This window comes from Burkholderia reimsis (assembly GCF_003294055.1).
Lineage (GTDB): Bacteria > Pseudomonadota > Gammaproteobacteria > Burkholderiales > Burkholderiaceae > Burkholderia > Burkholderia cepacia.
This window is the reverse complement of record NZ_QMFZ01000003.1, coordinates 150,151-169,786: the sequence shown is the minus strand read 5'-3', so window position 1 is coordinate 169,786 and position 19,636 is coordinate 150,151. Positions and strand designations below refer to the sequence as shown.

The 19,636-nt window shown below is 66.5% G+C and carries 17 protein-coding genes and 1 pseudogene; 3 read left to right on the top strand and 15 right to left on the bottom strand.

Annotated features, from left to right (window positions below; all coding sequences use genetic code 11):
- Position 1: 1 nt before the first annotated feature.
- Positions 2 to 1,501: an HDOD domain-containing protein gene (locus DPV79_RS05655; protein ID WP_113044980.1), complete on the top strand. Its 1,500-nt coding sequence runs from the start codon at positions 2 to 4 to the stop codon at positions 1,499 to 1,501.
- 140 nt (positions 1,502 to 1,641) lie between these two features.
- On the opposite strand, the gene DPV79_RS05650 is transcribed toward DPV79_RS05655, so the two are convergent.
- From DPV79_RS05650 to DPV79_RS05615, 7 genes are all read right to left on the bottom strand, one after another.
- Positions 1,642 to 2,436, bottom strand: a complete 795-nt coding sequence (locus DPV79_RS05650) for an ABC transporter substrate-binding protein (protein WP_048024404.1) — start codon at positions 2,434 to 2,436, stop codon at positions 1,642 to 1,644.
- 366 nt (positions 2,437 to 2,802) lie between these two features.
- Complete coding sequence (gene astE, locus DPV79_RS05640; protein WP_208866708.1) at positions 2,803 to 3,846, bottom strand: succinylglutamate desuccinylase; 1,044 nt, start codon at positions 3,844 to 3,846, stop codon at positions 2,803 to 2,805.
- A gap of 7 nt (positions 3,847 to 3,853) precedes the next feature.
- The gene (gene astB, locus DPV79_RS05635) at positions 3,854 to 5,194 is read right to left on the bottom strand and encodes an N-succinylarginine dihydrolase (protein WP_021163198.1); all 1,341 of its coding nucleotides are present in this window, start codon (positions 5,192 to 5,194) and stop codon (positions 3,854 to 3,856) included.
- A gap of 14 nt (positions 5,195 to 5,208) precedes the next feature.
- Complete coding sequence (gene astD / locus DPV79_RS05630) at positions 5,209 to 6,672, bottom strand: succinylglutamate-semialdehyde dehydrogenase (RefSeq protein ID WP_113044978.1); 1,464 nt, start codon at positions 6,670 to 6,672, stop codon at positions 5,209 to 5,211.
- Between the two features lie 7 nt (positions 6,673 to 6,679).
- A complete protein-coding gene (gene astA, locus DPV79_RS05625) occupies positions 6,680 to 7,714 on the bottom strand; it encodes an arginine N-succinyltransferase (RefSeq protein WP_113044977.1) in 1,035 nt (344 codons plus the stop codon).
- Positions 7,711 to 8,763 (bottom strand): arginine/ornithine succinyltransferase subunit alpha, encoded by a 1,053-nt coding sequence (gene aruF, locus DPV79_RS05620; protein WP_059498074.1) that lies wholly within the window; start codon positions 8,761 to 8,763, stop codon positions 7,711 to 7,713. The genes astA and aruF overlap by 4 nt, the downstream gene beginning before the upstream one ends.
- 30 nt (positions 8,764 to 8,793) lie before the next feature.
- Positions 8,794 to 10,026, bottom strand: coding sequence for an aspartate aminotransferase family protein (locus DPV79_RS05615; RefSeq protein WP_113044976.1), 1,233 nt, complete (start codon positions 10,024 to 10,026; stop codon positions 8,794 to 8,796).
- Between the two features lie 248 nt (positions 10,027 to 10,274).
- On the opposite strand from DPV79_RS05615, the pseudogene DPV79_RS43830 reads away from it, so the two are divergent.
- Both DPV79_RS43830 and DPV79_RS05605 read left to right on the top strand, forming a co-directional pair.
- Positions 10,275 to 10,346 (top strand): annotated as a pseudogene (locus DPV79_RS43830) (ion transporter); the annotation flags it as partial.
- Positions 10,347 to 10,485: 139 nt separating this feature from the next.
- Positions 10,486 to 11,303, top strand: a protein-coding gene (locus tag DPV79_RS05605) for an IS5 family transposase (RefSeq protein WP_113044975.1) whose coding sequence is annotated in 2 segments (ribosomal slippage) — positions 10,486 to 10,834 and positions 10,834 to 11,303 — 819 coding nt in all. Because the reading frame shifts where the segments join, the coding sequence is not laid out codon by codon here.
- 700 nt (positions 11,304 to 12,003) lie between these two features.
- On the opposite strand, the gene DPV79_RS05595 is transcribed toward DPV79_RS05605, so the two are convergent.
- The 8 genes from DPV79_RS05595 to hpnJ all read right to left on the bottom strand — a co-directional run bounded on the left by DPV79_RS05595 (position 12,004) and on the right by hpnJ (position 19,573).
- Complete coding sequence (locus DPV79_RS05595; protein ID WP_027787973.1) at positions 12,004 to 13,044, bottom strand: GlxA family transcriptional regulator; 1,041 nt, start codon at positions 13,042 to 13,044, stop codon at positions 12,004 to 12,006.
- A 22-nt stretch (positions 13,045 to 13,066) separates the two neighbouring features.
- The gene (locus DPV79_RS05590; RefSeq protein WP_021163192.1) at positions 13,067 to 13,867 is read right to left on the bottom strand and encodes an ABC transporter ATP-binding protein; all 801 of its coding nucleotides are present in this window, start codon (positions 13,865 to 13,867) and stop codon (positions 13,067 to 13,069) included.
- A 20-nt stretch (positions 13,868 to 13,887) separates the two neighbouring features.
- The gene (locus DPV79_RS05585) at positions 13,888 to 14,601 is read right to left on the bottom strand and encodes an ABC transporter permease (protein ID WP_113044974.1); all 714 of its coding nucleotides are present in this window, start codon (positions 14,599 to 14,601) and stop codon (positions 13,888 to 13,890) included.
- Complete coding sequence (locus tag DPV79_RS05580) at positions 14,598 to 15,287, bottom strand: ABC transporter permease (RefSeq protein WP_021163190.1); 690 nt, start codon at positions 15,285 to 15,287, stop codon at positions 14,598 to 14,600. Before DPV79_RS05580 ends, DPV79_RS05585 begins: the two co-directional genes overlap by 4 nt.
- Before the next feature lie 270 nt (positions 15,288 to 15,557).
- The gene (locus tag DPV79_RS05575; RefSeq protein ID WP_021163189.1) at positions 15,558 to 16,115 is read right to left on the bottom strand and encodes a lipoprotein; all 558 of its coding nucleotides are present in this window, start codon (positions 16,113 to 16,115) and stop codon (positions 15,558 to 15,560) included.
- Between the two features lie 87 nt (positions 16,116 to 16,202).
- Entirely contained in the window at positions 16,203 to 17,246 is a 1,044-nt protein-coding gene (locus DPV79_RS05570) for a lysylphosphatidylglycerol synthase domain-containing protein (RefSeq protein ID WP_113044973.1), read from the bottom strand.
- Complete coding sequence (gene hpnK / locus DPV79_RS05565) at positions 17,243 to 18,127, bottom strand: hopanoid biosynthesis-associated protein HpnK (protein ID WP_059681864.1); 885 nt, start codon at positions 18,125 to 18,127, stop codon at positions 17,243 to 17,245. Before hpnK ends, DPV79_RS05570 begins: the two co-directional genes overlap by 4 nt.
- A 3-nt stretch (positions 18,128 to 18,130) precedes the next feature.
- A complete protein-coding gene (hpnJ, locus tag DPV79_RS05560; protein WP_309301883.1) occupies positions 18,131 to 19,573 on the bottom strand; it encodes a hopanoid biosynthesis associated radical SAM protein HpnJ in 1,443 nt (480 codons plus the stop codon).
- Positions 19,574 to 19,636 lie beyond the last annotated feature (63 nt).

Genomic DNA, 19,636 nt, shown 5'->3' with positions numbered 1-19,636 from the left:
TATGTCAATCACCGAACACCTGCCCCGCACAGCATTGCTCGACAAGCTGTGGGCCCGGATGAACGAACGGGGCGATTTCCCGCTGCTGTCGGAATCGCTGCGCGCGACGATGGCCGCGATGAAGAACGACGACCTCGACTTCACCGCACTCGTGCGCGTCGTGCTGTCGGACTTCGCGCTCACGCAGAAAGTGCTGCGGCTCGCGAACTCCGCGATGTACATGGCGTTCGGCGGCAACATCACGACCGTGACCCGCGCCCTGATGGTGCTCGGCATGGACGCCGTCGGCCACCTGGTCGTCGGGCTCAAGCTCGTCGATCATTTCCACCAGAGTACGCCGCGGCGCATCGACGCGAAGCTCGAGCTGAACCGCGCGCTGCTGTCCGGCTGCGTCGCGCGCAAGCTCACGGAGCGCGCCGAGCTGCGCTCGGGCGAGGAAGCCGTCGTCTGCACGCTGATGCGCCAGGTCGGCAAGCTGCTCGTGGTCTGCTATCTCGACAGCGAATGGGACCGGATCCGCCGTCGCGCGGCCGAGCTGAACGGCGACGAAACGGCCGCCTGCATCGACGTGCTCGGCGTCGGCTTCGACGAAATCGGGCTCGAGGCGGCCGCGCGCTGGCGCTTGCCCGAGGTGATCCGCGCGGGGATGGCCGATCACGACCATATGGTCCATGCCGACGCGTTCGGCAACGAGATTGACGACCACGATGCGGGCCATGCGGCCGATGACGGCCCGGCCGACCGCGTGCGCTGGCTGCGCGCGATCAGCCGCTGCTCGACCGACGTCGCGGGCGCACTGGTGATGCCCGCGAGCCCGCAGCGCGACGCGCGCATCGCGGCGCTGGCGCAGCACTACGGCGCGGAACTCGACATGGAATCCGACGCGCTCGTCGAGATCGCCGAGCGGCTCGCACGCGAGGAAGCGAGCGACACCGTGATGCGCGAGATCGTCGAGCTGCGCGCGAACGCCGATGCGATCGCGCGCGCCCAGGCCGCGCCCGAGGCATGCCTCGAAGCCGGCCTCGCGGACCTGCGCGCGCTGCCGTCCGAGCACGTGCTGACGCCGGTACTCGCACTCGCGTCGGAAAGCCTGCTGGCCGGCCTCGCGTTCACGCGCACCGTGATGTTCGTGCGTCACGACGACGGCATGTTCGCCGCGCGCCTCGGCTTCGGCCCCGGCGTCGATACGATGCTCGACCGGCTGCGCTTCGACGAGCGCTTCGAGCCGGACGTGTTTCATCTCGCGATCTCGAACTCGGTCGGCATCTTCATCGAGCAGGCACGGGAGCCGAAGATGCTCAAGCGCCTGCCCGCGTGGTATCTCGACGCGTTCGACGACACGCGCGCGTTCGTGCTGCTGCCCGTGCGCGTCGGCACGACGACCGTCGCGCTGCTGTACGGCGACTGGGCCGGCGCGCAGCCCGCGCGCAAGATCACGCAGCAGGAGATGGGCGTGCTCAACGAGCTCGCACGCGAACTGGGCCGGTTCTTTCCGGCGTGACGCGGCGCCGGCCGCTCCCCGCCGTTTTCGGCTGTTTCACATCCTGTCTGACACCCTGATTCATCCCGCTCCCCGCCTGCAAAAGCAAACCGGCCGCATGAGCGGCCGGTCTGCTTGCATCGTGCGATCGAACGCAACGCTTACTTGAGCGTCACGGGCACGCTGAAGTACTTCTTCGCGAGGTTGTCGATCGTGCCGTCGGCCTTCAGGTCCTTCAGCGCCTGATCGAGCGCGGTCTTCAGCGCCGCGTCGTTCTTGCGCAGGCCGAAACCGACGCCCGAGCCGAGGATCTCGGCGTCGCTCACGGTACCGCCCGCGAACGCGAAGCCCTGGCCTTGCGGCTTCGCCAGGAAGCCCTTCGAACCGGCTTCCGCGTCCTGGAACGTCGCGTCGAGACGGCCGGACTTCAGGTCGGCGTAGGCCAGGTCCTGCGTCTGGTACGGCACGACCTCGACACCTGCCGGCGCCCACTTCTTCTTCGCGTACGCTTCCTGGATCGTGCCCTGCAGCACGCCGACGCGCTTGCCCTTCAGCGATTGCGGGGTCGGCAGCAGGCCGCTGCCCTGCTTCGCGATCAGCTGGTTCGGAATCGTGTAGATCGGATCGGTGAACGCGATCGCATGCTTGCGCTGGTCGGTGATCGTCATGTCCGAGTTGATCGCGTCGAACTTGCGCGCCTGCAGCGCCGGGATCAGGCCGTCGAAGTCGTTCTCGACCCACACGCACTTCGTCTTCAGCTTCGCGCACACCGCGTTGCCGATGTCGATGTCGAAGCCGGTCAGCTTGCCGTCGGGCGTCTTGTATTCGAACGGTGCGTACGAGGCCTCGACGCCGAACCGGATCTCCTTCAGATCCGCGGCAACCGCACTGCCTGCCGCCACCGCCGATGCCGCCACCACCGCATGCGCGGCCACTTTACGCCAATCCAACTTCATCAGGTGCTCTCCTCGATACTCGAATGTTCCGGAACTACGGGCGCTTGCATCATTGCAGGGTCGGATGACCACGACAATCGCGATGCCACGCCGTGATGCGGCGCAACAGCCGCAAGGCCGCGATTGTACCAATCCGCGCGGCCCGATATGGCAAAGCGGGCGACGTCGCCCGATGCTGCGCTGCGTGCGCGGCGCCGGTCAGGCGAGCCGCCGAACTTGCAAGACGGTGTCGCAAATACGCAAGCCGGGGGGCGCCTGCCGTCAGCCCCGGCATGCGGGCGACGACGGGATACCGACGGGTTGCGGGTCAGGCGCGCGCCGCGTGCCGTCGCGGCAGCGCAATCGGCAGCCGGTCGGGACACGCGCTCAAACGAGCGCCGCGAGCGTCTCGCGCGTCGTGTCGACGACGAGCAGGCCCGCGCGCAGGCCCGGCTTCACGGTCGGGTTCGGAAAAACGATCCGTTCCTCGTCGTGCGTCACCGTGTAGCGGTAGTCGCCGTCCTGCGCGAGCACCGTGCCGCGTGCAAACGCGGTGAAGTTCGCGACGTCGGCCGCGACGAACAGCTCCAGCGCATCGCTCTGCTTCGTGATCTGGTCGATCACCGTGAACACGCGCGGCAGCGGCGGATGATCGCCCTGCGCGGCCGCATCTCCGCCCGCGCCCGACACGAGCTGGCGCACCGCGCGATCGGCCGATGCGAAGCGCGTCAGGTCGTTCTGGCCGAACGGACGCACCTTGCCGAGTTCCAGCGTGCACGCGAGCGCGCCGCAGTGCTCGGCCGTGAAATGCGAATACGTATTGCCCTTCGCGGTATGCAGCAGCACGGCCGCGATGCGCGCGTCGCCGAGCCATTCGAACATCGTGCGCGTCGGCGGCGTGCCCGTGTGCGGCAGCAGTGCGAACTGCTCGAACACCGACGCGCGGATCGCCGTGTGCATGTCGATGTGCCAGCGCGCGGCGCCGGCCGGCGCGTCCGAGAAGAACGCGGCGGCGGCCGCTTCCAGCTGCGCGGCGCGCGGTGCTTCGCGGCTGGCGGGCACCTGCGCATGACGGCCGCTGAACAGGCGGTTCAGGTCGTCGTCGAGATAACGCTCGCCGGCACGCATCGCCGGCACGTTGCCGAGGACGACGAGCAGCCGGCACGCGAGCGGCAGCGCGCCCGATGCGAGATCGCGCACGAGCATCGACAGCAGCTCGATCGGCGCCGTCTCGTCGCCGTGCACGCCGGCCGACACGAGCACGCTCGGGCGGGCCGCGCCGGCGGCCGCGGCCGGTTCGAGCGCGAGCAGACCGTCGCCGCGCCATGACCAGCGCACGGCGCCGGCCGCGCAGATGCCGTCCGTCACGGACGGCGCGCTACCGGCCAGCGTGAATGCGAGGAAGTCGTCGAGCAGCACGTTGGCCGGCATCCGTGCCTCAGCGCTGGAAGTCATACAGCGAACCGACGCGCAGGATCTGCGTGAGCTCGTCGAGCGCCGTGCGCGATTCGTCGAGCAGCGCCGGATCGGCGAGGTCTTCCGGTGCGAGGCGATCGCGATAGTGCCGGTCGATCCACGTGTCGAGCGACGTGAAAAGCGTGTCGTTGATCCACACGTTCGACGTGACGGCCGCGCGTTCCGCGTCGTTGAGCACGACACGCAGGCGCAGGCACGCCGGGCCGCCGCCGTTCTTCATGCTTTCGCGCAGGTCGAACACGAGCACGTCGTGAATCGGGCCGTTGCCGGCCGCGAGTTCGTCGAGATAGGCCGCGACGTTCCCGTTCTCGCGGCATTCCTGCGGCACGACGAGCACCTGCGAGCCGTCCGCGCGCGACAGCAGCTGGCTGTTGAACAGATACGACGTGACCGCGTCGTTCACGCTCACGGCCGCCTCGGGCACCTCGATCACGTTCAGGCGCGCGCCGCGTGCGTCGAGCGCGGCGGTCAGCGTGTCGTAGATCGCCTGCTTGTTGACGAACGCGCGCTCGTGCGTGAACAGCGTGTCGCGGTTGCCGACCGAGATCACGTCGTTGTGGAACACGCCCGCGTCGATCACGTCCGGGTCCTGCTGCGCATACACCGTCGCCTCCTCGGCGAGCCCGTGGCGATGCGCGACCGCGCGGCTCGCCTCGAAGGTCTGGCGTGCCGGGAAGCGCTTCGGCTCGGGGCCGCGGCGATATTCCGCGCGGCCGTACACGAAGAACTCGATGCCCGGCTTGCCGTATTCGGCACAGAAGCGCGTGTGGTTCGCCGCGCCTTCGTCGCCGAGTGCCGGCGTGCCGGTCAGCGCTTCGTGCACCGCGAAGTGCGCGGGATCGGCGAACAGCGTCGACAGCGTGCGGCGCGTCGCTTCGTGTTCGATCGCGCGATGCAGCTTGCTGCAGAGGTTCGCCGGCGTGAAGTGCACGCGGCCGTCGCTCGTGTCGGCCGATGGGCTGACGGTGGCCGCGTTCGCGGTCCACATCGCCGACGCCGAGCTCGCGGCGGCGAGCAGTTCGGGCGCCTGCTTCGCGGCCTTCGCGATCACGTCCGCGTCCTTGCCCGAGAAGCCGAGCTCGCGCAACAGGCGCAGCGACGGCCGCTCCTGCGGCGGCAGCACGCCTTGCGCGAAGCCGAGATCCGCGAGCTGCTTCATCTTGCGCAGCCCCTGCTTCGCGGCGGCCTTCGGGTTCGCGGCCGACTTCTCGTTGTTGAGCGACGCCACGTTGCCGAACGACAGGCCGGCGTAGTTGTGGGTCGGGCCGACGAGCCCGTCGAAATTGGCTTCTTGTGCGTTCATCGTCGTTCCCTCGATCAGAAGTGCAGGCCCGGCGACAGGCTCGCGGGCAAAGTCAGTTGCGTGCTTTCCACCGACGCCATCGGATACGCGCAATAGTCGGCCGCGTAGTACGCGCTCGGGCGATGGTTGCCCGAGCGGCCGGTGCCGCCGAACGGCGCGGCGGACGATGCGCCGTTGGTCGGACGGTTCCAGTTGACGATCCCCGCACGGATCGCGCGGCGGAAGTGGTCCCATGCGTTCGCATCGTCGGCGAGCAGCCCGGCGGACAGGCCGAATGCCGTGTCGTTCGCGCGCTCGATCGCTTCGTCGAACGTCGCGTAGCGGACGATCTGCGCGAGCGGGCCGAAGTGTTCTTCGTCGGGGAGGTTCGCCACACCCGTCACGTCGACGATCGCCGCGTTCACGAAGCCCAGGCGCGGATCGCGCTGCGTCATCGCGATGATCGGCTTCGCGCCCTGCTCGATCAGGCGCGACTGCGCGTCGACGAGCTTCGCGGCCGCGCGCGCCGAGATCACCGCCCCCATGAACGGCTGCGGATCGGCGTCGAACACGTCGGCCGTGATCTTCGACGTCACGTCGGCGAAACGCGCGAGGAAGCGGTCGCCGAACGCGCCCTGCGGCACGAAGATGCGGCGTGCGCACGTGCAGCGCTGGCCAGCCGACAGGAACGCCGACTGGATCGTGTGATGGACGGCCGCGTCGATGTCCTCGACTTCGCCGATCACGAGCGGATTGTTGCCGCCCATCTCGAGCGCGAGCACGATCTCCGGACGGCCGCCGAACTGCCGGTGCAGCAGCGTGCCGGTGTCCGAGCTGCCGGTGAAGAACAGCCCGTCGATCTGCCGGTGATTCGCGAGCGCGATGCCCGTGTCCTTCTCGCCCTGCACGAGGTTCAGCACGCCGGCCGGCAGCCCGGCTTCCTGCCACACCTCGACCGTCGCGCGCGCGACGCCCGGCGCGAGCTCCGACGGCTTGAACACGACCGCATTGCCGGCGATCAGCGCGGGCACGATATGGCCGTTCGGCAAGTGGCCGGGGAAGTTGTACGGGCCGAACACCGCGACGACACCGTGCGGGCGGTGGCGCAGCACCGCGACGCCGTCGGCCATGTCCTGGCGCTTTTCGCCCGTGCGTTCCTGGTAGGCCTGGATCGAAATGCCGACCTTCGCGGCCATCGATGCGACTTCGGTGCGCGCTTCCCACAGCGGCTTGCCCGTCTCGCGGCCGATCGCGGTCGCGATCGCTTCCTTGCGTTCGTTGAGCAATGCGGCGAAACGCTTGACGATCGCGCAGCGCGATTCGAAGTCGAGCGCCGACCAGCCGGCGAATGCGCGACGCGCGCTCGCGACCGCACGGTCGACGTCGGCCGCCGACGCGCTTTCGCCCTGCCATGCGATCTCGTCGGTGCCCGGGTTGCGCGAAGCGAACACGGGGCCCGAGCCTGCGACCCAGGCGCCGTCGATGAAGAGTTCCGTCATGATTCGTTTATCCCTGTTTGACTTTGAGCGGCAGCACGCGGACCGGATCGCCGGCCTTCACGTCGAGCGCGGCGGCATCGTCGGCCGACAGCACGAACGAGCCGTTCGCGACCACGCCCGGCGCGACGCCGACGCGGAAATCGGTGAGCGCCGTGTTCGACACGAGTGACGTCGGCGGATGGTCGCCCTGCGCGTCGGGCACGCCGATCGCGACCGGCACGACGACGCTCTCGCGCACCGTGCGCAGGTCGTTCACGTGGCATTCGAGCACCGGGCCCGCGTCGAAGATGTCGACGTGGTTCTGGTAGCGCAGCCCTTCCGCCTCGAGCATCTTGCGGGCCGGCAGCGTGTCGCGGTGCGTGAGGCCGACCGCGTCCTGCGCATCCTGCGGCAGCAGGTCGACGTACACCGGGTAGCGCGGCATCAGTTCCGCGAGGAACGACTTGCGGCCGTGCGAGCTCAGGTAGTCGGCCGCGTTGAAATCGATCTGGTAGAAGTGCGAACCGACGGCGCGCCAGAACGGCGACGTGCCGTCTTCGTCGAAGTGGCCGCGCAGTTCCGCGCAGATGCGTTCCGGGAAGCGTTCGCGGAACTGCGCGATGAACATGAAGCGCGAGCGCGACAGCAGGCCGCCCACGCCGCCCGTGCGATAACGCGGGCTCAGGAACAGCGAGCACACTTCCGCGTAGCCGGTCAGGTCGTGCGAGATGTTCAGCGCGTGCATGCGCGTCCACACGCCGAGCTCCTGGCTCGCGTGCACGACCGTGCTCACGCGGTAGTTGTAGAACGGCTGTTCGAGGCCGACCTGCGACTCGATCCCGCATACGCCCGCGATGTCGCCCGTCTTCGATTCTTCCATCACGAAGAAGTAGCCGGCCTCGCCGGGCGCTGCCTCGCCCTCGAGCGTGCGGCGCGTGCGCTCGATGCGCGCGGCGAGCGCGTCGCGGTCGGGCTTGAACGTGGTCAGGCCCGGCCCGGTTTCCTTCGCGAGCGACACGAGCGCGTCGACGTCGCCCGTTTGTACGACCCGAACGACGATCATGCTGCGTCTCCCTTCAAATCTTCATCGTCGCGGCGGTGCAGTGGCACGCAGCGCACGACATCGCCATCCTTCACATCGAGCGCCGCGCGCACGTCGCCGGCGAGCGGTGCGTCAGCCGCATCGCCCGGCAGGTCGGCCAGCACGCAGCGGAACGATTCGCCGCTGCCCGTCGACACCATGTACGCAACGTCGCCCTGCTGGTGCGCGGCTTCGCGCACGACGCGCTCCGTGCCGTGCTTCACGCACGCGGTGCGGTCGACCTGCGCGGTGAGCACCGGGCCCGCGTCGAAGATGTCGACGAAGCGGTCGGGCTCGAAGCCTTCCTCGAGATGGATGTCGTAGGCGAGCAGCGCCGATTCGTTCGGCTCGCCGAGCACGCGCTGCGCGGCTTCCGGCAGCAGCGGCACGTAGAGCGGATACGCCGGCATCACTTCCGCGATGAAGGTGCGGCTGCGGCCGCCCGACGCGATGTCGACGTCGGTGAAGTTGCGGCCGAAGAACTTGCGGCCCACCGCTTCCCAGAACGGCGACGCGCCCGTGTCGTCGCTCACGCCGAGCAGCAGCGTGAACACTTCCGGCGTGAAGCGGCGGCGGTTCGCGGCGATGTACATCATCCGGGCGCGCGAGATCAGGTGCGCGGCCGCGTCGCCGCGCAGCGACGGATCGACGTAGAAGCCCGCGAGCCGGCTCTTGCCGGTCAGCTCGTGCGACATCGTGAGCGCGTGGATCTTGCGGTTCACATGCAGCTCGCGCGACGCGTGGATCAGGGCGTCGTTGCGGAACGCGTAGAACGGTTCCGAGTAACCGGCCGCGGCCACGATGCTCGCCGTGCCGAGCAACTTGCCCGTCGACGAATCCTCGAGCACGAAGAGGTAGAACTCCTCGCCGGCGAAGTCGACGTCCGCGCGAAACGAATCCTCCGAGAGCGCCACGCGCGCTTCGAGCGCCGCGCGGTCGTGCGGCAGCGAGTGCAGGACCGGTTGCGCGGTGCGCGCCATGTGCGCGAGCGCGTCGAGATCCGTGAGTTTGCCGGGGCGAACAAATAGCATCGTCGTTCCTGTCTGCGATGGGTGCGCCGATCAGCGCGCGGTGGCTTCCTGGGCGGCGAGCACTTGTTCGACGGCCTTCTCGAAGCGCTTGACGCCTTCGTCGAGCAGGTCGAACGGGATCACCAGCGACGGGACGAAGCGCAGCACGTTCGGGCCGGCGATCAGCATGATCAGGCCGTTTTCTGCTGCCGCGGTGACGAAGTCCTTCGCGCGGCCATCGAATGCGGCGGTGAGTTCCGCGCCGACGAGCAGGCCCTTGCCGCGCACGTCCTTGAAGATGCCGAAGCGTGCGTTGATGCGCTCGAGCGCGCCTTTCAGGCGCACGCTGCGTTCGCGCACGCCTTCGAGCAGTGCCGGGTCGCCGATCAGTTCGACGACCTTGTCGGCGATCGCCGATGCGAGCGGGTTGCCGCCGTACGTCGTGCCGTGCACGCCGACCTTGAAGTGCGCGGCCAGTTCGTTGGTCGTCAGCATCGCGCCGATCGGGAAGCCGTTGCCGAGCGCCTTGGCGGTCGTGAGGATGTCCGGCGTGACGCCCGTGTCCATGTACGCGTAGAACTGGCCCGTGCGGCCGACGCCCGTTTGCACTTCGTCGAAGATCAGCAGTGCGTCGTGCGCGTCACAGGCTTCGCGCAGTGCCTTCAGGAATGCCGGATCGGCCGGGATCACGCCGCCTTCGCCTTGCACGGGCTCGACGATCACTGCGCAGGTTTGCGGGCCGATCGCGGCTTTCGCGGCTTCGATGTCGTTGTACGGCATGTGCGTGATGCCGGCCGGCACGGGGCCGAAGCCTTCCGAGTACTTCGGCTGGCCGCCGACGCTGACCGTGAAGAACGTGCGGCCGTGGAACGACTGCACGAACGAGATGATTTCCGCCTTGTCGGCGCCGTGGCGGTCGAACGCGACGCGGCGCGCGAGTTTCAGGGCGGCTTCGTTCGCTTCCGCGCCCGAGTTCGCGAAGAACGCGCGGTCGGCGAAGGTCAGCGATTCGAGGCGCTTTGCGAGGCGCAGCACCGGCTCGTTCGTGTAGCCGTTGCCGATGTGCCAGAGCTTGCGGCTTTGTTCGTCCAGGACTTTCAGCAGTTCCGGGTGGCCGTGGCCGAGCGACGTCACCGCGATGCCGCACGCGAAATCGATGTACTCGCGGCCGGCCGTGTCCCACACGCGGGAGCCCTCTGCGCGATCCGGCACGAACGGCGCGGGAGAAAATACCGGCACCATCACTTCGTCGAATGTCTGGCGGGTCACGGTCGAGGTCGTCATGGTCGTTCCTTTCGGTTTCGTAAGAGGGTTCAACAGGATCAAGTTTAGGTAAGGGTGACGCAAGCGTCTTGCGGAATTGCGACGGGTTCTATCGGAAGCGGATAGTGCGCTTTATTTTGCCCTCTCTCTCCGGGCGGGTGGTTTCGTGGAAGCGTCGCTGGTTTTGCGGCTTGGGGGGCGTGTGCTTGCCTTTGTCGTCGTGAAGCACCTGTGATCGTGAAGCACCTGTGATCTTGTCGGTCTATTAGCGTCGCCCCTGCGCGGGGCGGCGGTCACTTTTCTTTGTCTTGCCAAAGAAAAGTAACCAAAAGAAAGGCGCCCGGAAAACGCATGACTTCCCGGTGCCGTGGTCCCCGGAGTGGACACCGCCTAAGAGACGGTTTCAAAAAGACGCGTAGCTACTGTTAACTTTTCTCTTGACCTGTTAACCTGAGCCGTCGTGACAACGGGATCAGGAAGATGGGCAAGCCGATCATTGACGACGAGTTGTGGAAACTCATCGAGCCACTTCTACCGCCTGCCAAGCCCCGTCGGTTCAAGTACCCGGGCCGCAAGCCCGTGCCGAATCGCGCAGCGCTGACGGGCATTCTGTTCGTGCTGAAGACCGGCATTCGCTGGCGCGATCTTCCCGCGGAAATGGGATGTGGCTCGGGCGTGAGTTGCTGGCGACGACTGCGGGACTGGCAAGAGGCTGGCGTGTGGGATGCATTGCACGCGTTGCTGCTGACCAAACTACGCGCGGCAAACCAGATCGACTTCTCACGTGTGGTCGTCGACTCCTCGTCGATTCGAGCGGTTGGGGCGGGCGAAAAACTGGCCCGAACCCCACCGATCGAGCGCGACCCGGTTCCAAACACCACCTCGCCACCGACGCCAACGGCACGCCGATCGCGGCAATCTTGACCGGAGCCAACCGCAATGGCGTCACGCAACTGATCCCCCTGATCGAGGCGATCGCGCCGATCAAAGGCGTTCGCGGTCGGCCACTGAGCCGGCCCAAACGCGTCTATGCGGATCGAGGCTACGATCACGACAAGTACCGGCGCATCCTGCACGAGCGAGGCATTCCCACCAGCATTGCCCGACGCGGACAACCACACGGCAGCGGGCTTGGGAAGGTTCGATGGGTCGTTGAGCGCACGCATGCCTGGATGCACCACTTTCGACGTCTCCGTATCCGATTCGAACGGCGTGCCGACATTCATGAAGCGTTCCTCAAACTCGGTTGCTCCATGATCTGCTGGAACACTTTGCAGCGGGCTCAGCAGTCTTTATGAAACCGTCTCTAAGTGTCCGCGCCAGTCAGGAACACGGAGTGGTTCGAGCAATGGTTCTGACACCACTCCCTGCCCAACAGAGCGGTATACCACCCGCCAGCTCCGCCCTCGCTTCGCTCGGCCGACAGGTACACCCCCTCCAGTAGCGCATAGGGTCAATCCTCCCGGCAATCGCGCGCGCAAGTACCCCAAATTCAGCAAATCATGGACACGCGCGTTCGCAGGAAAAAGGGACGCAGCAATCAATCACGAAAACACACGGCCACGGTCGTTATCAAACAAGTACCGATGACAAGCAGTCCGACAGGTACGAATGGTGTGAGTAAAGAGTATCGATTTGCTGATCAGCGCTGGCAAAAGCAGCAAGCGCATGAAACGCGACGGGAGGTACCTTGCAGCCGAGCGAAGCGAGGATGGAGCTGGCGGGCGGTATACCGCTCTGTTGGGTAGGGAGTGGAGTCAGAACCATTGCTCGAACCACTCCGGTCTCCTGACTGGCGCGGACACTTAGGCGGTGTCCACTCCGGGGACCACGGCACCGGGAAGTCATGCGTTTTCCGGGCGCCTTTCTTTTGGTTACTTTTCTTTGGCAAGACAAAGAAAAGTAACCGCCGCCCCGCGCAGGGGCGACGCTAATAGACCGACGAGATCACAGGTGCTTCACGACGACAAAGACAAGCACACTGCAAAAAACCAGAAATCAATCCTTCCCGCGCTCGACGAGCGCCCCACCCCGCGGTTCACTGCCCCCGCCGGTCTGCTTCTCGAGCCACGCTCGCCGATCCTCCCGAGGCGTGACCCCGAACCTTTCGCGATACGCGTTGGAAAAGTGCGCAGCAGAAGAAAACCCACAGGCGAGGCTAACCTGCACAACCGACTTGCTGGTCCGCTGCAACTGAGTCCGGGCCTTGAGCAACCGGAGGTTGAGGTAATACTTCGAGGGCATCGCCCCGAGATACTGCCGAAAGAGCCGCTCGAGTTGCCGGCGTGAAACGCCGACGAGTTCGGCGATCTCGTCGGTCGTCAACGGATCCTCGACATTGGCTTCCATGAGCAGCAACGCATCGTTCAACCGAGGATGCCGCTCGCCCGGCGCAGTCACAAAAGGAATCCGCTGCCGCTCTTCGCCGCTCCGCAAAGTCCCGACCCCGAGTGCGTCGGCAATCCGCTCCGCGAGGTCCGCCCCATGTTCCCGGCCAATCATGGCCAGCATGAAATCCACGGTAGCCTGCCCACCCGCGCACGTCGCGCGGTCCCGGTCGATCTCGAAGATCTGCTGCGTGACGATCGACCGCTCGAACTGTTCGGCGAACTGCTGATACGTCTCCCAGTTCACGCTCACCCGGTACCCGGAAAGCTGCCCGGCCATCGCCAGCCACCACACGCCATGATGAATTCCGGTCACGAGCGGCGTGCGCTGCCCGACCCGCGCGAGACTCGCGAGAAACAACCGATAGTCGGCAAACTGCTGAAACCGCTCCGACACGACGATGACCCAGTCGCACGCGATCGCATCGTTGAACGCCGCATCGGCATGCCACTGCGCACCGCCGGCAAGCGGTACAGGCCGCCCGTCCCACGAACACACCTGCCAGCGATACAGCAGCCGCCCGTCGATCTCGTTCGCGAGGTTCAGCGCATCGACGATCGGACCCACGCCCGACATCGACACGGGCGGCAATGCAACGATCGCCACCTGCATCGTGCGGGTGGCGCCTGCGGGACGAGACACCGGTACCACGTATGAAACCCGCCCTGTCGCGTTACTTGAGACTGCCCGACAGGAACTGCTTCAGCCGCTCGCTCTGCGGGCGTACCAGCACTTCCTTCGGATCGCCCTCTTCCTCGGTCCGCCCCTGATGCAGGAACATCACGTGGTTCGACACGTTGCGCGCGAAGCCCATCTCGTGCGTGACGACGATCATCGTGCGGCCTTCCTCGGCGAGCTTCTGCATCACCTTCAGCACTTCACCCACCAGTTCCGGGTCGAGCGCCGACGTCGGTTCGTCGAACAGCATCACGTCCGGATGCATCGCCAGCGCGCGCGCAATCGCCACGCGCTGCTGCTGGCCACCGGAAAGATGTGACGGATACTGCTTCTCGACGCGCGGCGGCAAACCGACCTTCTCCAGGTACTCGCGCGCGCGCTCCTCGGCTTCCTTCTTCGAAATTCCGAGCACGTGCACCGGCGCTTCCATCACGTTCTCGAGCACGTTCATGTGCGCCCAGAGGTTGAAGTGCTGGAACACCATCGCGAGCTTCGTGCGGATGCGCTGAAGCTGCTTGTGATCGGCGACTTCGAGCGCACCGGCGCGGTCGGTCTTCGTGCGCACGGTCTCGCCGTCGACGACGATCTGCCCCGCATTCGGCCGCTCGAGAAAATTGATGCAGCGCAGGAACGTGCTCTTGCCCGAGCCGCTCGCGCCGATGATGCTGATGACGTCGCCGGCCTTCGCGTTCAGCGATACGCCCTTGAGCACCTCGTTGTCGCCGTAGCGCTTGTGAATGTCGACCGCGGCAAGCTTGGTGGAAGCGGACGCGCTCGTTTGAGTGATCTCGGCCAACTGGCTCTCCTCGAAGTGAATCAATGACGGGCGGCCGCGAGATACGCGAGCCAGTGGCGCTCCGCGCGGCGAAACGCCGCGACGAGTGCGAACGATACCGCAAGATAGATCAGCGCGGCGATTCCGAACGACTGGAACGCCATGTAGGTCGCGGAATTCGCATCGCGTGCGACCTTCAGGATGTCCGGCACGGTCGCCGTGAACGCGACGGTGGTCGCGTGCAGCATCAGGATCACCTCGTTGCTGTACAGCGGCAGCGCGCGGCGCAGCGCCGACGGCAGGATCACGCGGCGGTACATCGTGAACGGCGACATCCCGTATGCCCGAGCCGCCTCGACCTCGCCGTGCGGAATCGCGCGGATCGCACCCGCGAAGATCTCGGTCGTGTACGCGCAGGTGTTCAGCGCGAACGCGAGAATCGCGCAGTTGAAGCCGCTGCGGAAGAACACGTCGAGCAGCGAATGCGAACGCACGAACTCGAGGCTGTACATGCCCGTGTACAGCAGCAGCAACTGCACGTAGAGCGGCGTGCCGCGGAACACGTACGTGTAGAACCGCACCGGCGTCGACACCCACCTGTTCTTCGACACGCGCGCGACCGCGAGCGGCACCGCGCACACGAAGCCGAGCGAAATCGACGCGACGAGCAGCCACAGCGTCACCGCGAGGCCGGAGAGGCGCTGGCCGTCCCAGTAAAGGAACGCCTGGCCGAATTCCTGGAGGATCTCGATCATAGTTCTGCGTGCCGCACGCCCATGGAATAACGCTTCTCGAGCTGGATCAGCACGAGGTTGGAAACGGTCGTGATCGCGAGATAGATCAGCGCCGCGACGAGGATGAAGAAGAACATGTTGAACGTGCTCTTGCCGGCGTCCTGCGCGGCCTTCACGACGTCCGCGAGACCGATGATCGACACCAGCGCGGTGGCCTTCACGAGCACCTGCCAGTTGTTGCCGATGCCCGGCAGCGCAAAACGCATCATCTGCGGAAACATGATCCGCACGAACACGCGCATCCCGCTCATCCCGTAAGCCGCACCGGCTTCGAGCTGGCCGCGCGGCACCGACAGGAACGCGCCGCGAAACGTCTCGGTGAAGTACGCGCCATAGATGAAGCCGAGCGTGAGCACGCCGGCCACGAACGGGTCGATGTCGATCTGGTCCCAGCCGACGAAGTCGGTGAACTGGTTCAGCCAGATCTGGATGCTGTAGAACAGCAGCAGCATCAGGACGAGATCGGGCACCGAGCGGATCAGCGTCGTATAACCGGTCGCGATCGCTCGCAGCACCCGGTTGTGCGACAGCTTCGCCACCGCGCCGATCAGCCCCAGCGCCACCGCAGTAGCGAGCGACAGCACCGACAGCTCAATGGTCTGCACGGTGCCGGCCCAGAGGACAGGACCAAAGCCGTAAAGGAACACGCGCGTCTCCAGAGTTGGAATGGATGCCGACGCGTCTGCCTGTCCCGCGCCGGGCTGACGCGGATAGTCGCAAGCGAAATTGATTGCCTCAAATCACCCGGCACGTGATTGCTGCGTCGCAACAATCCGCCCCATCATTTTCAACCGCGACCTACACCGCTGTTTCAAAAGGAAAAAAGCCGCTCCCTGACAACCGGATAACGGCCGGGGAAGCGGACTTTTTGCAATTTTCCGGTCGCTTTTTCGATATAGCGCCGAAGACGGTCGGGCTTACCGCCCCTTCAGGATGTCGGAGCGCGAAGTCGTGTAGACGAGCCCGTCCGGGCCGAAATGGACGTTGAAGAACGCGTCGGTGTTGACGCCGTCCTCGAGCCAGCGCCAGCTCCAGACCGTCTCGGGCTTGAGCGGATACTGCGCGATGTCGCCGGGCTTGCCGAGCAGGCGCCGCACCTCGTCCTCGTTCATTCCCGGGCGCACCTTCGCGAAATTCTCGGCGGTCAGCACCTGCGTCGCGCCCGTGTAGCGGCCGTTCGCATCGAGGTCGACGAACCACGTCTGGTTGCCCATCGGGCCGCGCGGGTATTCGAGACGCTTCGAGCCGTCGGTGAAGTCGCGCTCGGTCTCGGGCTTGCCCATCGTGCCGCGCACGTCGGCCTCGGTCGATTCGCCGGCCTTCAGCCCCTTCAGCAGCAGCGGCGCGGGCTTGATCGCGTTGAAAAAGTCCCTGATACGTTGCACGTCGAGGTTGCCTTGCTTGTCGTCGCAGCCGGTCAGCGCCAGCGCGGCGGCCAGCATCGTCACGGGGAGCAGCCGGAAACGGAAATTCATCGGAAGAAATGCGCGTCGAGAAAACACGCGGCAAGGATACCCGCGCGACGCCAAAAGCGCGAGACGGGCGCGCGGCCCGTCTCGTGGTCAATGCATCGTTTCGGTTTCGGTTTCGGCCACGCGGCCCGTCGCGTGCGGCGCGCGCGGCGCGGCCGGCGGCGCACCGATGCTGCGGCGCGTGCGCACGAGTTCGGCAAGCTGCCACGAACCGAGCGCGAGGCAGCCGAACAGCACCTCGCGGCCACGCTTGACCAGCGCGAGCGACAGCGCCGTCTCGCGGTCGACGCCGAACATCTGCGCGAGCAGCACGACGGTCGCCTCCTGCACGCCGAGGCCGCCCGGCACCATGAACGCCGCATGGCGCACGGCCTGCGTCATCGCCTCGATCGCGATCGCGCCGCCGATCGACACCGGATGGCCGAGCAGCGCGAGCGCCCAGTAGATCTCGAGCGCGCCGAGCACGTAGCCGGCCAGCTGCCAGAAGAACGCGCTGAACAACAGGCCCGTGCGCGACATCAGCGCATCGATGTCGGCATCGAGCCGCTTGCCGTCGACGCCCTGCAGCAGCCGGTGCGAATCGCCGAGCAGGCGGCCCGCGAAACGCTCGATCGCATGGAAGATCCCGCCGCGGCGCATCAGCACGACGCCGAGCACCGGCAGCGGCAGCGTCAGCAGCAGCGCGAGGCCGATCGTGCCGCCGCCCATGTTGTCCGTCGTCGCGAGCAGCAGCACGAGGCCGAGCGCGGCAAACGCGTACTGAACGACGATCGTCACGAGCACCTCGACGATCACCGACGCCGTCACGCGGCTCGCGTCGGGCACCTGCCAGCGCGCGAGCCGGATGCCGACCAGCTCGCCGCCGATCCCGACCACCGGCAGCAGCCGGTTCACCGCTTCGCGCACGGTCGCGATCCACCAGAGGAACGGCAGCGACGAGCGCCTGTCGAGCAGCAGGTGCCACGCGTAGGCGTCGAGCAGCAGCGGCAGCGCGTGGAACGGTACGAGCCACAGTAGCGCGTAACCGGCGCGCGCGAGCATCTGCGACACGTCGCCGATGCCTTCGTGCAGCCCCAGCGCCAGCAGGATGCCGATGCCGAGCGGCCAGCCGAGCCATTTGATCCACTTGATCATGACGGCTGCGCTCCCGGTGCACGCGACGCCTGCCCGCCGCGCCGCGCCGCGGGCTGGCCGAACACGTCGGCAAAGCCGCCGGTCGCGACGCCCGCGGCCTTCAGCGCGGCCGCGACGCGCGGCGACAGCAGCGCATCGAGTTCGTCCACCGGACGGTAGCCGGCCATCGTCGGCGTGATCGGGCCGTCGCCGGCCTCGGCCGGATGGCAGTAGATCTCGCCGACGCCCGGCGGCAGCTTGGCCAGCGCGTCGAGCAGCACGGCCTCGTCCATCGCGCCCGTATGCTCGATCCCGACCACGTAGTCGTTGTGCGCGAGCCCCGCCCGGTCGAGCCGCGCGCGCACGAGCGCGATCCACGGCTTGAGCAGCGCGGGCGCGCTCGTCTCGTACGGCAGCCGCACCGCGCGCAACCCGTAGTCGCGGCCGATCTCGATGATCAGCGACAGCACGGTCGGATGCAGGTGGAAATGCTTGTGCGCGTTCACGTGGTCGAGCGGCAGGCCGCTCGCCGCGAACGCGTCGAACTGCGCGCGAATCTCGCGGCGCAGCTGCGCCCGCACGTGCGGCAGGAAGAAGAAGCGGCAGCCGTCCTTCGCCATCGCGTCGCCGAACCGCCCATCGGGGCCGACGAGCGCGGGAATCTCGTGCGCGGGCAGCGTGGCCGGCCCGTCCGCGAGCACGAGATGCAGACCGACCGCGAGCGACGGCAGGCGCCGCGCACGCTCGATCGCATCCGGTGCGGCGCTCGCGCCGACCATCAGGCTCGCGGCGTTCAGCACGCCGTCGCGGTGCGCGCGTTCGACTGCCGCGTTGACGCGCGGGTGCAGCCCGAAGTCGTCCGCGGTAAAGATCAGCGCCCGCGCCGCCCGCTGCGTCGCCACGGTTTACGCCTCGTGCGCGCGCAGGAAGCGGAAGAACTCGACGCCCTCGCGCAGGCGGCGCTTCATCATGTCCCAGCTCGTCAGCATCTCGCGCACGATCTCCCAGATCTTCGACGGACGGAAGTAGAACTGGCGATAGAACTGCTCGAGGTGGTGGTAGATCTCGTCGCGCGACAGGTGCGCGTAGCCGATCGCCGCGAGCTGCACACCTTCCTTGCTCACCAGGTTGATGGTCTTGTTCTCTTCCATCCAGCCGTTTTCCACGGCCTGCTTGTAGAGCGTCGTGCCCGGATACGGCGCGGCGAGCGAGACCTGGATCGTGTGCGGATTGATTTCCTTCGCGTACTCGATCGTCTTCTTGATGGTCTCCTGCGTCTCGCCCGGCAGGCCGAGGATGAAGGTGCCGTGGATCTTGATGCCGAGCTTCTTGCAGTCCGCGCTGAAGCGGCGCGCGAAATCGGTGCGCACGCCCTTCTTGATGTTCACGAGGATCTGGTCGTCGCCGGATTCGAAGCCGACCAGCAGCAGGCGCAGGCCGTTTTCCTTCATGATCTTGAGCGACTTGTACGGCACGTTCGCCTTCGCGTTGCACGACCACGTCATGCCGAGCTTGCCCAGGCCGATGGCGATCGCTTCGGCGCGCGGCAGGTCGTCGGTGAAGGTGTCGTCGTCGAACATCAGTTCCTTCACTTCCGGCATGTTGTCGCGGATCCACTTCGCTTCCGCGAGCACGTTCTCGACCGAGCGCGTGCGGTAGCGATGGCCGCTGACCGTCTGCGGCCACAGGCAGAACGTGCAGCGCGACTTGCAGCCGCGGCCCGTGTAGATCGACACGTACGGGTAGTTCAGGTAGCCGATGAAGTAGTTGTCGATCTTCAGGTCGCGCTTGTAGACGGGCGCGACGAACGGCAGTTCGTCCATGTTCTCGAGGATCGGACGCGCTTCGTTGTGCTCGATCGAGCCGTCCTTCGCGCGCCAGCTCAAGCCCTTGATCTCGGGGAACGGCTTGCCTTCGGCGATTTCCTTGCAGGTGTAGTCGAATTCCTCGCGGCACACGAAGTCGATCGCCTCGCTCGCCGTGAGCGAGTTGTGCGGATCGACCATCACCTTCGCGCCCACCATGCCGACCAGCATCGACGGCTTCATCTTCTTGAGATCCTGCGCGAACATCGCGTCGGTCGGGAACGACGGCGTGCTCGTGTGGATGATCACGAGATCGTAGTCGTTGGCGATCTTCAGCGTTTCCTCGACCGACAGGCCGTCGGCCGGCGCGTCGACGACGCGGCTGCCCGGCACGAGCGCGGCCGGCTGCGCGAGCCACGTCGGGTACCAGAAGGAACGGATTTCGCGCTTCGCCTGATAGCGCGAGCCGGCTCCGCCGTCGAAGCCGTCATACGAAGGGGCCTGCAAGAACAGCGTTTTCATGAATGCTCCGGTAGCCTGCATAGTTCGTTTCGTTACAACGATTCAGTCAAAAAACCGCGGGCCGCCTTGCCGGCGCCCGCCTCT